The 15,354-nt window shown below is 39.3% G+C and carries 12 protein-coding genes; 2 read left to right on the top strand and 10 right to left on the bottom strand.

Going from position 1 to position 15,354, the window contains the following annotated elements; all coding sequences use genetic code 11:
- Nucleotides 1-291 precede the first annotated feature (291 nt).
- From F7731_RS09960 to F7731_RS09945, 4 genes are all read right to left on the bottom strand, one after another.
- Nucleotides 292-816, bottom strand: coding sequence for an ECF transporter S component (locus F7731_RS09960; RefSeq protein ID WP_151534632.1), 525 nt, complete (start codon nucleotides 814-816; stop codon nucleotides 292-294).
- A gap of 189 nt (nucleotides 817-1,005) precedes the next feature.
- Nucleotides 1,006-1,563, bottom strand: coding sequence for an HXXEE domain-containing protein (locus tag F7731_RS09955; RefSeq protein WP_151534631.1), 558 nt, complete (start codon nucleotides 1,561-1,563; stop codon nucleotides 1,006-1,008).
- 386 nt (nucleotides 1,564-1,949) lie between these two features.
- Complete coding sequence (locus F7731_RS09950; RefSeq protein WP_151534630.1) at nucleotides 1,950-5,351, bottom strand: hypothetical protein; 3,402 nt, start codon at nucleotides 5,349-5,351, stop codon at nucleotides 1,950-1,952.
- A 313-nt stretch (nucleotides 5,352-5,664) separates the two neighbouring features.
- Nucleotides 5,665-6,552, bottom strand: a complete 888-nt coding sequence (locus F7731_RS09945; protein ID WP_151534629.1) for a copper amine oxidase N-terminal domain-containing protein — start codon at nucleotides 6,550-6,552, stop codon at nucleotides 5,665-5,667.
- Between the two features lie 322 nt (nucleotides 6,553-6,874).
- Here F7731_RS09945 and F7731_RS09940 point away from each other — a divergent pair, with 322 nt between their 5' ends.
- Entirely contained in the window at nucleotides 6,875-7,714 is an 840-nt protein-coding gene (locus tag F7731_RS09940; protein WP_151534628.1) for a nuclease-related domain-containing protein, read from the top strand.
- A gap of 342 nt (nucleotides 7,715-8,056) precedes the next feature.
- On the opposite strand, the gene F7731_RS09935 is transcribed toward F7731_RS09940, so the two are convergent.
- A complete protein-coding gene (locus F7731_RS09935) occupies nucleotides 8,057-8,476 on the bottom strand; it encodes a hypothetical protein (RefSeq protein WP_151534627.1) in 420 nt (139 codons plus the stop codon).
- A 208-nt stretch (nucleotides 8,477-8,684) separates the two neighbouring features.
- A complete protein-coding gene (locus F7731_RS09930) occupies nucleotides 8,685-9,899 on the bottom strand; it encodes an amidohydrolase (RefSeq protein WP_151534626.1) in 1,215 nt (404 codons plus the stop codon).
- Nucleotides 9,900-10,305: 406 nt separating this feature from the next.
- Here F7731_RS09930 and F7731_RS09925 point away from each other — a divergent pair, with 406 nt between their 5' ends.
- Nucleotides 10,306-11,688, top strand: a complete 1,383-nt coding sequence (locus tag F7731_RS09925) for a M20/M25/M40 family metallo-hydrolase (RefSeq protein WP_151534625.1) — start codon at nucleotides 10,306-10,308, stop codon at nucleotides 11,686-11,688.
- A 157-nt stretch (nucleotides 11,689-11,845) separates the two neighbouring features.
- Here F7731_RS09925 and F7731_RS09920 read toward each other — a convergent pair whose 3' ends face one another.
- From F7731_RS09920 to F7731_RS09905, 4 genes are read right to left on the bottom strand one after another with little or no spacing between them, the layout of a single operon-like run.
- Nucleotides 11,846-12,487 (bottom strand): malonate decarboxylase holo-ACP synthase, encoded by a 642-nt coding sequence (locus F7731_RS09920; RefSeq protein ID WP_151534624.1) that lies wholly within the window; start codon nucleotides 12,485-12,487, stop codon nucleotides 11,846-11,848.
- Complete coding sequence (gene mdcD / locus F7731_RS09915) at nucleotides 12,478-14,169, bottom strand: biotin-independent malonate decarboxylase subunit beta (protein WP_151534623.1); 1,692 nt, start codon at nucleotides 14,167-14,169, stop codon at nucleotides 12,478-12,480. The genes F7731_RS09920 and mdcD overlap by 10 nt, the downstream gene beginning before the upstream one ends.
- Nucleotides 14,147-14,458 carry a malonate decarboxylase subunit delta gene (locus F7731_RS09910; RefSeq protein ID WP_151534622.1) on the bottom strand — a complete coding sequence of 104 codons (312 nt, stop codon included), beginning with the start codon at nucleotides 14,456-14,458 and terminating at the stop codon, nucleotides 14,147-14,149. The genes mdcD and F7731_RS09910 overlap by 23 nt, the downstream gene beginning before the upstream one ends.
- A 19-nt stretch (nucleotides 14,459-14,477) precedes the next feature.
- Nucleotides 14,478-15,350: a triphosphoribosyl-dephospho-CoA synthase gene (locus F7731_RS09905; protein WP_151534621.1), complete on the bottom strand. Its 873-nt coding sequence runs from the start codon at nucleotides 15,348-15,350 to the stop codon at nucleotides 14,478-14,480.
- Nucleotides 15,351-15,354: the final 4 nt, after the last annotated feature.

Below are 15,354 nucleotides of genomic sequence, written 5' to 3'. Positions count from 1 at the left end.
TGAACGCTTCATAGTTACCGTTTTCCTTGATCACCTTCAGAAACGAGCTCCATGAACAATACATACACCAGTTTTCTATAATTTAGATGGTTGGAACAAAGCCTTTACTGTATTCGGCACTATTGAAATTATCACAATAAGTTTATTGAATACAAAAAGCCGAAAATATACAAGCAGTGAATAAAAGCTTGCATATTTTCGGCTCATCGATATATTTGTTTTGGGACGTAGGACTTAGACACCATATCTAGGCGCATAGTTTCAAGGAGTGTTGTAAACCTAACCTACTATTTATCCTATAATTTTCTTTAAACGCCCCGCTAGTGGAATAACAATGAAACCAGCTATCGCAACCTGCAAAATGTTACCCGTAATGGAGCCGAAAGGCAGAATCCAGTTACCATAAATGATAACCTCAGCAAAATAGTAGCCTACGACTTTTATAATCAGTGCAACAGCAACTGCCATTGTGTTTACAAGCATTCTTTTACCAGGTAGCTTTTCGGACAGGAGTCCAGCAAAATAGCCCATGGCACCTACAATAACAAATGTGAATGGTGCCCAGGCTGCCCAACCAGAGATAAGGTCGAACATACCCATTCCGAAAGCGCCTGCAATGGCTCCAACTTTTCTGCCGTAAACTAAGGCCGCTATAAAAAGTGGCACGTTGCCAAGATGGATGAGGCCGCCGTTACCCATGACCGGGAGCTTAATGTTGATGAACATTGTAGCTACAAGGGTAAGTGCGATGAATAGTGCATTGATGACTAAAGCTTTTGTTCTAGCTGTTTGTGTCGATGACAATGTTGAATTCATATGACTCCCTCTTTCTTTTTTAATATTATCATACTCCGAATCTACTAATTATTAAATACATTTTACTAATTTTGCGCAAATACAAAATCTAGTAAAACGAACAAGCACTCATATATGTTATCGGACCCTAGCCTTGATGGACCTTTCATGGAACGCGTTTTATATAATCATCTTCCGAAACGTGCTCCATCAATCAATTAGAGGATGAACTATTCTCCGCCCCAAATACCCCCCGATAAGAAAAATCGGCACCATAGTAATGCTAATAGGAATACTTTTAATTAATAAGTGTCCATTTATGAAACCCATTTCAAACAAATAAGCATATGTAAAAAGAGAATAAGGAATGACAGCGAATACCGCTGTTATGACACCGGGCGTATAACTCCGGAAAATAATAGTTTGGCTAATATGGGAAAACGCCTGTAAAAAAAACACATTTAATGCGGCAACAAATAGAAGAAAGTTCCCCTCGATTGGCAGAAGATAGGCAGACCTAAAAGAAATCAGTGATAAAATAAACAAAATCCAAGTAGTGGTAACAGAAAAATGATTTGATTTTGCACCTAATATTCTTCTAACATCCAACACAAGCTTTGCGAGGAAAGACTTTGAAACTTTGTTTTTGTATTTTTCCATAAAGCTCTCAATTGTTATGATCTCCTCTAAATTATGAAACATAAAAATGACAGGTAACAGCCAAATCACCGTTTCAATGGAGAAGTATTCTTGGACTGCCTTTAGCATCTTTCGCCTCCTGTTCAGTAGGAACTATATTTTTTACGGCCTTCTGATAAATCATATTTGTCCAAGAAAAAAACTATGTCCCAAATTATTTGGCCCCGTCTATTATTTGGAAAATGTGAAGTGCTGCCAACGTCCTGATCAGACAATCTCAATTTCTATCAAATAATTTATTATTCTTGTTAGCTACATGATTCGAATCATCCAGTCAAAAGAAGTTTCCCTTTCACTTTCTTATACCAAAAAAGCAAAAGGACGCTTAATGCCCCCACATGCTTGCGGCATAAAGCGTCCCCTTGCGAAATATTAACCCTACATAACTGTCCGCCCTGGGTAGAAAAAAATCCGAATTGTCCACGGACGGTGTCTGACACCTTATTCCAGACACCTTATTCCCAGTCGTTTAGTTTGGTGAGGATGTTTTGTTTTATTTTTGAAAGGAAGGTTTTCTCCCCTTTTGTTGTTTTTTGCTTGTTCCATTCGTGATAGCTGGCAACCGTAATGAGGATGGAGCCGGCAATTAACAAGTAGGCCCACCATGGCATGTTGCCCCAGAAGGGCCGCGTTTGCAGCAGGACATTTAGCAATAATACGCCAGAGCCGACAAAGAAATACGATTTGACCCGCAAGAACATGCCAGAGATCATGGAGATCAATGCAAGCGTCCCGATAATCAAAGCGTCATACACTGTTGAACTGGCATGAGCATCCACTATAAGCACGAGGGAAACCGCCACTAATACTCCCCATTGGATGTACCCAGTGATGCTTCTATAGCGATCTTTTAAGCACAAACGAGCAAAAATAATGACAGCCACAAATGGGAGAACATATACTTCTTTTTCGATTAAATCTGGAATGGCGATACTCCCAAGAATTGTATAATACGGCTGCAATAAATATACTCCCGAAAGGAATAGAGGAATCCAAGCATAAGCTGAATGGATTCGTTTTCTCTGCATGAAAAGTAAACAGCTAATGAACAGTCCTGGCATCACTTGAATCCAAACACGATCAGTTTGAAAAACATACATCGATAGAAAGAAGAGGAGAGCTGCTAATGAATAGCTATCAATTTTTTTCATATTTCCTTCTATTAAATAACGATAAAAAAACTGTCCGCATAAAGTAAGGCCTACTCCAAATCCACCAACAATCAACAACTTATCAGATGTACCCATTCCACTCATGAAAAGGAATGACAATGTTCCGGCAAATAACAGCAGTAATGGTAAACCAATGAAAATGTCCTTTTTAATCATATGAAGAAAAGCAATGAGCCCGATCGCATAAATAGTCATGGCCACAAATGAAAGCCATCCAAAAAGACCGGAAGCAATAAACACTGCTATGCCAATGAGCGAGAATGGCACAAGAAAGTATACCGTTCTTTTTCGATCAGCCTTATTCGCAAGCAGCCAATAAATGAAAACAAAGCTGCTTGTGATGATAAAGGAATATTTCTCATATTCTCCGCCAAATAGATCAAAAATCCGATTCACGATGACAATGAATAATGTAAAGAAGGAACTATATAAAAATAGCATTACTTTCCATTCCCGAGCAGTTAGCCTTGAGCTAATCCAATAAACAATCACGGACGCACCCAAGCTCCAAAATGCCTGTTCTTGATACACTATGCTCGACATCAGTAATAACAATGGCAAGAATACATGCCCTACCCAAGCAAAACCTTTAGCCAATACCAGGTCCTTTTTAATAAGAAAATAAGCGACAGCTAACAATAGAAACGCCCCGAATGGGAACTGAATCCAGCTGAAAAACTCAGGAACCGATCCTTTTAAGCGAATTGCAGATAATACGGAAAAATAAGCAACCATGGCCACTAGTGCCGTCAAGTATGGGACCCATTTGAACTTTGTAAATTTATAGAACGCCACATACATTCCAACACCAGCCAATAGAACAGCCGGGCGCATCCATACTCCATTTATTTGGAAAATAGACACTTCTAATATAGCAATCGTATAAAAAACTTGTGCCAAGTAGAAGGAGTTTCTCGCTAAAACCACTTTCTCTTTGATTTTCCATAAGTAATGCATAAAAATGAGCACAGCACTTGATAACACCGCATTCATTGGAAGCCCTAAATTATTTCTGTAAAAACTCAAACTCGTTCGCATTTCCTCGCCAAAGCTAAGCAAAGCGAATCCGATCGTCAATGGGATGGCCCAAGGAATAACAACTATATATTCTTGCCTTGTTTCCAACCGATCGGCCACGGCCAATCCAACACTCAATAGCAGCAGCATGAAGCCAACATTGAACCAAGCATAATGGACGAGACCCATAAATATGGCCAATATCATGATGATCATCCCAACATCCCGCGAACTGTTCACTACTGTTTTGATCATTGGATGCTTTAGCCAATACCCGATACATAGACAAATCAAAAATCCAATGATGAAAATAGGGATCGTCATCGTTTCCAAGCGGAAAAATGGTTCCACAGCTAAAGCAATCTCATAAAGAGCAGATGCCAAAAAGACGGGGCTCAAATATGAGAATAGTCCATTTTCCATGACCTTTGCCAAGTAAGTGAATTGGATGGCAATAATCATGTAAGCAAGAAAAAGTGCAAACGACGGTTCACTCATATGGAGTAAAATGCCTACAACACTCACATATAGAAAAGCAAGACATGAGACGGCAGCACTCGTGAACCTGAAGATCTTTTCCCAATATCCTTCGCCCGACATCACTTTCGGAACAGCTAAAAAGCCGATTCCAACAAGTGCATATATAACAGGCCCAAACGAATCAAGAATCGAATGTTCGACCAACTGATAAACGCCGTAAACGATCATCACACTGAAGGCATAATGGTACTCCTTCCGACCGGATACATACACTATTGATAAATAAACCGCAGCTGTAAGCAAAATATTAACACTGTAAAAAACATGGTTATTAAAGAAAACAAGCATCAGGAAAGTTGATAGAATCAGATTGAATTGAGAAAAATAAACAAGTTCCTTCGAAAAGAACTCGAATTTTTCCAGCTTTTTCAACCAATGATAACTTGCTACAATCCCGATGTTAAATAATGTCATGCATAAGTAAAACCCATCTCTTTCAAGCTGAAAGGCCGCGAAAAAATAGTCCGCTCCGGCAGTGAGGGCGATAAATGAAAACCAGACAAATAGGCGCGACCGTAATTTTCGGGCGAAAAGCCCGTAAATCGGTACAAGAAGAAAGCTCCCTAACATCCCAAGTATGTATCTTCCTTCCCCATAAAATGACAAGTATGGCCCTAATAGCTCGAACCAACCAATCGATAATATGAAAATAGGCAAAAATAAACTCCCTAGTACGATAAAAGCAAAGGACGTTCGTTCGATCCTCAACATTCTTTTTGACACATAAGCCATTCCATAAAACAACAAGGAAACAAAAGCGATCGTTCCACTCTTCATCCAGTTCTCCATCGTTTCCCAATTGCTTGTCGCAACAAATAACCCGCCAATGAGCAATAAAATAACTCCTATATTTAAGGACCACGAGATGTTGCGTTCTCTCATTTCTTCTGCTGATAATTTCTTCTTCTCCACTTTTTTCACTGGAGAAACAGGCTTTTGTAAAACTGGATTTTCCTTACTAGACACCAGCATGTTCTTTTCTTGTTCCGCTTCTATATCAGCGTAAAATTGGACGTGCGCATTCAATGTCTCTTCATATTGCTGCACTGAAATATACTCTTTTTCTTTCAATAAATGTAACTCTCTCCTGAAAAGCTGCTTTTGCTGTTCCCTTGATTGAGATACCATACAGTCACCCCATTTGAATCAATTAACTTTTTGTACAAATTAGTGTAATTCTACACTTTTTATACATTATATTCAACCTCTTTTTTAAAATTCGCTGGGAGGCCGTTTCTTTTTCTAATAAACATGGCTTCCGGTTTGTGAAGCATGGGGACGGCTCTTCGAGTTAAAGACAATATCCCTCAACTCCCAAACACTGTCCTCTCCAAACGGAAAACTATCCAATTTCTCCACGGAAGGTGTCTGACACCCGATGTTAAAAACAAAAAAACGCTGCTGCATGAATGGCAACAACGTTAATTTTTAGAAACTCATTCTATTTTAAAAGGTTCTCTTCTTCCTCAACCCTAACAATGCGATCATCGCGAGTAATATCAGGTTCTCTTAGCGTATCAATTATTTTCATTTCCCCATTTTGAATTGTTCCATAAGTTAAACCGAATCCTACACCAAAAATATAGTTGTGGAAAAAAACAGCTTGATCTTGAATATTAAAGACTTTACCCCATTGTTCTGTGATTGTTTTATCTTTAAAACGTTGCTGGCCAATAATCGTTCCATTTTGTACAAAGGTAGCAACATCTTGACTTACATACGCATACATGGAATACTTACCCATTGGAAAAACATATCTAGTAAATAAAACGTCATAATATTTCGGTTCAAACAGCTTTTGCCCTTGCGGTGCTTTCAAATCCATGGCTATTGCTTTTTCTCGTTCTGCAACTAATTTTTCTATTTCAGCTATTTCTGATTTTGGTGTAATAGATGTATCTACAACAACAGCCTTTTTGGTTGAATCCCATTTAATCGATTGACCTAATGCTTCAGAAACAAAACGCATTGGAATTAGGGTTCTGCCATTTTTTATCTGAGGGGAAACGTCTAAAGCAACAACTTCGTTTACTTTGATTGCTTGCTTTTCACCTATTACTAGACTAATTGATTGTGAGTTGTTTTTTATGGTAATTTTTTTCGTCTTAGCTTCCCAGTGTACAGAAGCTCCTAGCTGCTCACTTATTACTCGTATAGGAACTAATGCACGTCCATTAACAATCTGCGGGGACACGTCTGTATATAATACCCAACCGTCTACTTCTAGTTTGATCGGACTTGCCGCGTTGGTCGTATTATTCGTTTGACTAATCGATACGATAAATGCACCCAATAATATAATTGTGATTTTTCCTAAAAACTTTTTCATGTTTGAACTACTCCTTTTATATCAAAAACTTACTTTCCTCAACTTACTAGGAAATCCCGACCTATTCTACCCAGTGCGTCAAGGTATTTCAAATCTCCGGTCTGGGTTTTGATCTTTTGCAGAAACACGAGCCTACCCTTGTTTCAATTCTAGAAAAACTTTCAAAAATTATTAATCTATGTCAAAAAGTATATCAGTTAGGTGAAATATATCAAAGTAGAAAAGAACAGAAAGTGGATAAGCAAGGGTATCGCACTTGATATTGGCAGCCCTACTATCAAAAGATACAATAATAGTATAATTTACCGACAAGGAGAAGATCATGTTATTATTCCTAAACTTTTTAAAGAAGAAAAAAGATAAAAACAAATCTGAACAACCCAAAATAGCCTCTGCAGAATCAAAGAAGGCAACCGAACAGGTTGCTGCTAGAAAAGGCGAAATAGGCGAATACAAGATTAATATCCAACTTGAACAACTACCAAAAAGTTGTAGATTTTTAAGCGACCTACTTGTGCCAAATCCAAAAGCAAAATCTGGATTTTCGCAAATCGATCATGTTGTTATAACTCCATATGGGATTTTTACCATTGAAACTAAAAACTATCAGGGCACTATTTATGGAGGAAAAGGCCAAAAAACATGGTTGATTAATGGGCGGTTTAAAATGATGAACCCTTTTGTACAAAATTACGGGCATACCAAAGCATTAACAGCATTAATAGATAAGAGATTTTCTGATTTATTTATCTCTATAGTATCTTTTACGAAACGCTGTACTTTTAAAGTGGATTTAGATTATCGGAAAATAGCCTCCAATGAACTTATTGTATATGACATTGAATTATCAGAATTTATTCATCGGAAAATTTCCGTTTTGAAAATTCAACACAAAGAGCCTCTACTAAATGAACAAGACATCTCAACAATATATAGTGCCTTTTCAAAAGCAAATATTACTGATCCCAAAACTAGGGAAGATCATAGCCGTACGTTAAAAATGAATGGCTCCGTCGAAGGAACAAGTCAACTATATACTTGTGCATTATGTAATACCCCTGTTTCAGAGAAAGTTAAGTCGTATTGTTTAGCAAATAAAAAATTCAGTGGAAAAATCTATTGTTTTGATCATCAGAAGACTATTTCTCCTAAAAGTCAATAAGGGAAACGGATTAAAACACCATTTCCCCCTCAAACTTACTTTACCTCTTCTAAAATACAACTACTTCCCTTCCTAAAGCTTTTGTCAAAGCAAAGCTTATTCTAGCAGGGGCTGGCGCTAGAACACATACTGTAAACGCAAAAGACCTTGAAGAGTTAGTTTTCCAAGGTCTTTTGCATATGGACTACACACTTTGAACTTTCGGTATGAAATCAAATACTTTTAGGACGTAAATGAAAACGTCTCTCTACTTTTTAAACAGTGTCCTTCCCCAATGGAAAAATTCCTAATTTGTCCACGAAGGGTGTCTGACACCCTATTTTGCGGAAGGTGTCTGACACCTTATTTATACAACTCTTTATAAGCAATTACCTTTAATGCCAAAATTTCTTCCTCTGTCAATTTCCCTTGGATTTCTTGCAGGATCTCTTCCTTAGAAACGGATCCATTCTGCACTTGCACCCTAATATCATTTAATTCAGAAATACCTACTTTTCGAATTAATACTTTTGTTGCCTCTTCTTTTGTAGTAAATGGCAATTTGCTGCTGTCAGCGGTCTGAGCCTCTTCAATAAATGATTTTAGCTCTGGGTCGCTTTCAATCATTTTCTTAATTTCTTCTGAATCTCCGCTGTTCTCTAGCTCAGCGGAAATCGTCTCAACTAACTTATCGGAAGCAACCTTCGTACCAAAGTGATAAACACCATAACCAATGACACCTAATAAAATGACAGTGATGATAAAAAATTTCATGATTTTCATTTCTCACACTCCCTTTTAATAGGTTAAATGATTTTTCGTATTGAATCAAAAGAAATGTGGAACACAGTGGAACACGAAATCTGATCCCTTGCCCCACAGACTTTGAAGATTAAAGTGTAAGCCATCGTCAAGACACCGTTTAAGTCTTAACATTGGTTTTCCCACTTAAAGATCATTGAAGTTCCTTTCTCCCTTCAATAAGCTACAATCAAGATGTAGCCTCAGCTTTTAACTCTCCTTTAGGAGCTTCGGAAACAAGGTAATGATGAACAAGACTAATCAAACCCTTTCCGGCCATCACCATCGCTCGTTCATCAAAGTCGAATTTCGGATGATGGTGCGGGAAGTCTGCTCCGATTTCTTCATTCCTTGCCCCAGTCATGAAAAACATTCCAGGCTTTTCTTTGACATAGTAAGAAAAATCTTCTCCCCCCATCATCGGGTCAATTTCAACAAGCGTTTCTTCTCCTATATGTTGCTTAATCGTTTTGACAAACTGTTTCGTCTCTTCTTCATGGTTGTAAACAGCAGGGTACCCTCTCACACAATTGACCTCGCAAGTGGCATGGAAGGCAGCGCAAATTCCGTTGACGATGACATTAATTTCTTTTTCAATCTGATCGAGCACTTCTTCCGAAAACGTTCGGATCGTACCGGTAAGTTCAGCTGTATCGGCTATGACATTGGATGCCATTCCTGCATGGAAAGAACCAACGGACACAACAGCAGGTATTAATGGATTCATTTGACGGCTAACAATATGCTGTAACTGATTGACAATTTGGCTACCAATCGCAATGGCATCAACCGTATGATGCGGGGCAGAACCATGACCGCCTTTCCCTTGAATCTTAATGGTAAAATCGGTATCGGTGGCCATAAAATAACCTTCCCTATATGTATACACACCAGTTGGTTGTTCTGTTGATAGATGTGTGCCAAATACAACATCAACTCCCTCTAAACAACCATCCTCAACCATCGCAATGGCCCCGCCTGGAAGTAACTCTTCCGCATGCTGGTGGATCAAGACAACATTTCCTGAAAGGTGATTCCGATTTTCTTGTAAAACTTTTGCTACAGCCAATAATGTTGCTGTGTGGCCATCGTGCCCGCACGCATGCATGACACCGTCTATTTTCGATTTATACGGAACATCCTTTTCATCATGAATAGGCAGCGCATCAAAATCGGCGCGCAACGCAATTGTTTTTCCTGGCTTGGCTCCAAATATGGTACCGACTACTCCTCTTCCGCCTACATTTCTACGCACTTCAATTCCAAAGCTTTCAAGGATCGACGCGATCATTTTAGGCGTCTCTACTTCCTGGAAGGATAGTTCTGGATGTTGATGCATATGTCTTCGCCACTCTACCATTTGGCCATACATGTCTTCAATTTGTTTAAACCAATCTTTTACCATTTCATTCTCTCCTCTAAAATGATTTTTTGATGCTACTAATATTGATACGACTCATTTTGCATAAACAATAGATATTCATTGCAAGTAATGTACCAAAAAATGAAGTCTATCTTTTTTAGATCTCATAAAACTAAAAACCTTCTAATCTTACTTGCTTTTAACTAATAGAAATATGAAGCCAAATAAATAATTAATAATTAAAAATATTAATTTTATTCAATTATCTTAACACAAACCGAACAAATATTGTGTTATGATACTTTATAAATTGTCATATTTTTGTTTATTAATGAAAAAACATAGGGTTGAACTGTTAAGTAATAACTTAGTCGACAGTATTCTATATCGAATATATTGAAACACCGTTCGCACCAATTCATTCATTTAAAGAAAGTAGGGAATGTGTATGCCACTGGGGAAAGTCCAAGAAATAATCGCAAACAATAAAGAAAAATACCTAGAACAGTTGTTTATTCTCTTACGTCAGAAGAGTATTAGCACACAAAATGAAGGGATCGCTGAATGTGCAGAATTGCTCAAGAAAATGATGGAGGAATTTGGGATATCGACACAAATCATGCAAACAAATGGCCATCCAGTTGTTTATGGTGAAATAATCAAGGATCCAAATTTCTTCACATTGCTTATTTACGGCCATTATGATGTCCAGCCCCCAGAGCCAATTGATGATTGGATATCTCCTCCTTTTGAACCCACTATTCGAAATGGAAGAATTTATTGTCGAGGAGCAGGAGATAACAAGGGGCAGTTAATGGCCCAACTTCTTGGGGTTAAAACATATTTAAATATTTTCGGCGATTTACCTATTAACATTAAGTTTTTATTTGAAGGAGAAGAAGAAAATGGGAGTCCCAATTTATCCTCCTTTGTAAAAGAAAATAAAGAACTTTTAAATGCAGACCTTGTTTATACAGCTGATGGATCCTCACATAATAGTGGCTCTCCCCTTATTTTATTAGGTGTAAGAGGTTCGCTCTGCCTTGAACTAAAAGCAAAATTAGCTGATTGGGATAATCATTCAGGCAACACAGGAAATATTCTTCCAAATCCAGCTTGGAAGCTAATAAATTTATTGCAAACCATGTGTAATCAAGATGGACAGGTGTTAATTGAAGGATTTTATGATCATATTCGTCCACCCTCTAAGCACGAAAAAGAATTACTTCAAACATTGCCGTTCGATGCTGAAGATATTGGAAATAAAATTGGCTATCCTCATTTACATATGGATAGTGAAACGTATTATCACAAGTTAACAATGGAACCAACATTTAATATAAATGGGATACAAAGTGGCTACACAGGGGAAGGAATAAAGACGATTATTCCGGCTACAGCTACAGTAAAAATAGATGCTCGTCTAGTAGTTGATCAGGATCCTATGGATATTTACAACAAAATCTGTCAGCACGTCCAACAACATGATCCTGACATTGAAGTAACGTACCTTTCATCTATGGAACCATCAAGAACTTCTGCAGATCTTGAAATCGTAAAGGTTGTAACAAATGCTATTCATCATGCCTATCAGCAGGAACCCCTTATTCAGCCAAGCCTTGGCGGCTCGCTTCCTGATTATGTCTGGACAAAAATTTTAGAAGTACCATCTATTATCATGCCTTATGCAAATTTTGATCAAAAAAATCATTCCCCTAATGAAAATATAGAAATTGATTATTTTTTAAATGGGATTAAATGTACTTGTCATGTGATTCATGAACTCGGCAAGCATGCCAAAAAACTTTCAAATGAGGTATATATTAAGTGAAAACAGAAATATGAAGGTATATCAAAAGAAGTAATTACCCTACTCTTTGGTCGGAGCGGTGGGCGATTACTTCTTTCTTCTATTGATAACAAGTACGATAATTGCAACAGCTGCCGTCAACACTGTTGCTAGGAAAATGCCAAATTAGTACTTTGTTCTAGCGGGGGCCAAATACCGAATTAGAAACATTAGATTCATCCCAAGGATTGTGGCTCAGCTTTGGACCGAACATTGTTTTTAATAAAACCGGACCAGTACCTCTTGCATACTCTATTAGAGAAAAAGCGCCGGCAGGGGTTTCTACTTGAACATCTACTCTTACCGGACTTCTTTTTACTTCTTCCACAATCTCTTTCGCAATAAAAACCGGCAATAATTCTTGTGCACGGACGATAAGATCTAAGTCACTTTTCGATGTCACTGTCTCCACTCCGCTAGCAAGTTCAAAACCGACACTTCCTCCAGGCCCCCATGTAAACCCGTGACCATTCAATATGTCTTCAACGAACTCCATAGCTGCGAACGCCTGTGATTGTTTATCTTTCCACTTATCTTTGTCGGTAAGATGTTCAGGCTTTATTTGTTTTATAACACAATGTTCTGGTAAAAATGCCCCAAATCTCTCGTTTCGTTCCTTGCCCCGAATACCGATGGATACCTGCCCTTTTGGTGCATGTACCCTGCGGACCACAACAAAGGGTGCTTTTTCCAAAGAATGTACCACCCAGGCTGGGATGAGAGAGTGGCTGATAATATCTTTGGGATTGATCTTTAGTAAGTCATGTGGTTCTAGCGCCATTGTTCAGCAAGCTTTTCCCGTACAAGTATTGATGCTGCCCTGCCACCTTCTCGGGCAAAAGAAGTGTTGAGTCTGCTGCTAAGATCCCTTGGACTGTTTTTTGTGTCTTCAATAGCTTCAGCTAATTTGCTGATTACTACCTCACGGTCTGAAATCTCTGGGGAATCTGCATTTATACCACTCATAAGGGCAAATAGTGCACCTAGTTTTTCAAAAGAACGAATATCATAGGCCATGGCAGGCACTTTTTTTGTTGCTTCTTCCAATTCTTCGAGAGAACGCTGTGTAATCCTTGCTGCTGATTGTTTGGACATAACATGAACATTTACGCCTTCATCCTCTATGGCGATTAGACGGCTGGCTTGCATTCCGTGGGAAAGAAAAGCACCCGAAATGGCCTTTCCCGGTATAAAGGCGATGACTGGATGTCCTGCTAATCTAGCGGAAGCGTAAGCATCAACGGCTGCCGCACATGCCTGATGAATTCCCAGCAGTTCTTCACGATAACCGTAAGCTTGACTTGGCACATCAACAATTACGATAATTGCCCGCTTCTGCTGATATCGATCCTCTTCGATCACATCACGTATATGCTTCGCGATCACCCATCCCTCTTCAAGTCCGAATTCACCGTTTCTTGCTCTTGGAAAGCGATTAAATCTATCCGGTACAACTGCAAGAAAACGCGCCGGTACGCTCCCGATAAAGGAATCTGCACAAAGAACAGATGGGATAGAACTGATCGTTGGGGACCCATTCGTTAAGAGAGTAAACCATTTATGCCCTCGGCCGGCTTGCCCACTTTCTTCAATAGATCTCTCAACGCTATATTCAGGTAGAATATTTTGCTCGGACTGTTCCCATAACTGACGTACTTTTTCCGAGTTAATTGATTCTGAAGTATTGACCGATCGTAAAAACGTAAGATACCTTTCAAAATGGGTGCTTCGTGAGGGATTACTAACTGCTTTTTTGACAGATGAAAGAATGGCCAGCTGAAAAGCTTCAATATCATCATCCACAACTAGGTCGGCGAATCCCATTGCTTCCCTTTGAATTCCTCCAATTGTATTCCAAATTAACTGACGATCCATAGAATCGAATTCCAAAATCCCGGCTTCTTGTTCAATCACCTCAGGCCCATTTAGACCAAGCCGTCCTTCACGGCTCATAATTATGGTGCTGCATAATCCAGCGGTAATGGACATCCCGCCAAATGCCCCAATCTTGCCGGGAATAATACCGATAACTGGTACATATTCCTTAAGCGCGACGATGGCAGCCCCGATTTCTGCAATTGACAATAGGCCATAGTTTGCTTCCTGTAGCCTTACTCCCCCCGTATCAAATACAATGACTGGGTACACTGTTCCACCCGCTTTATTTTCCTCTAAGGCAAGTTCGAGTGCGCCCGCAATTTTAGCACCTGAGACCTCACCAATTCCTCCCCCCTGGAAATTCCCCTCTATAGAAATGACCAATAAAGAAAGACCACGCAGTTCTCCCCTCGCAATCACAACACCATCATCACTTTGTGGTACAACTCCCTGAGGTTCTAAATGTGGTGATTCTATTCCTGAGAATGCGTCAAGTAATTCTCTATAACTGGATTTATCCAACAATGCCCGTGCCCGTTCGCGCCCGCTGCATTCCACAAAGCTATTTTTTTGCGTAACCCACATCGTTAGCTACCTCCAATGCTTGTGATAATCGTAATGTTACAACTCCTGGTGTTGCACCGAAATCATTAATCTTAATCATTGCTGAAACATCGTGCTGGGAAAAAAACCTTTCCAGAACAGCGCTCCATGTTTCTTTAAACCCCGTTGTACCAGTACGTACGATAACTTCTGCATAGTCCCCTTCCGAAGGTTCCATCAAAATTTCCAAATCTCCAGATCCAACTACTCCTACATGTGATTTCGACAGTAATTCTTTTGTTGTAGGAAAACGAAACATTAATTTTTCCAAATTGGTCCCCTCCTTACTTTCAAATGAGCGAGTATTTTTTTAACCCCCATAAAGGACTTTTGTTAGTTTCATAGAGATAATCAAGGAATATTGTAGCCGCCAGCAAATCAGCACTCCCACCCGGTGAAGCATTGCACATATTTAAGAAATGGCTGAGTTCCTCCAAAACCTTCCATCCTGCCTCTGTACAAACTCCGCCTAATAGGAGGATTTCAGAAGAAAGTTCCTTAGTAGCGGTCAATGCTGCAAACCCTGCCCGATGTAAAATACAAGTGTCGTCAAGACTAGCGATAAGTGAAAATAAGGTATTCAACCTACACAGTTCTTCTTTTATGCCCCTGCTCCTCGACTCATAAAGAACAGGCAAAGCTATTTCTCTTATATGCGGAAATCCTTTCTGAGCTTCTTCTAGTGCTCCATTCACCCCATATTTTTCTTTTACTCTTTGACCATTTGTTATTTGCTGCGGCAAGTTCCGATCCGGGAAGAGAGCAAGCTTTCCTGCCGTTAAAGCAATCTGGTCCAAAGATGTCTCTTTCGGGTTCATGGCGGCGCTTGAAATAAGCAGCCCCAATGCCCAGATAGCTCCCTTGTGCGTATTGACACCACCTGTAGCTTGGAACATATCCTTTTCCCCTTGGCGTCCAATAGCAGCTATCTCTTCCCTTAATTCCTGAGACGGGACCCTTCCATAGCTTACCTTGGCAATTTCTGAGAACGCCGGCTCTAATGATTTAGCCGATTTAATCATTAATTCAATCGACATATCGTGATGGGAACCTGCGCTTTCTTTGTCAACTAGCCCCGGCTTCGGCGTTAGTTCCGCTTCCTCGATCAGCGCTCGCACTGCTAACATTGCAAGATTTTCTGTATAGGTAAGTGATTTTTCCATTTAC

The sequence above is a fragment of the Cytobacillus depressus genome, from assembly GCF_008923245.1.
Taxonomy (GTDB): domain Bacteria; phylum Bacillota; class Bacilli; order Bacillales; family Cytobacillaceae; genus Cytobacillus; species Cytobacillus depressus.
Note: the sequence above shows the minus strand (reverse complement) of the source record. Positions and strands in the feature narration are given on the sequence as shown.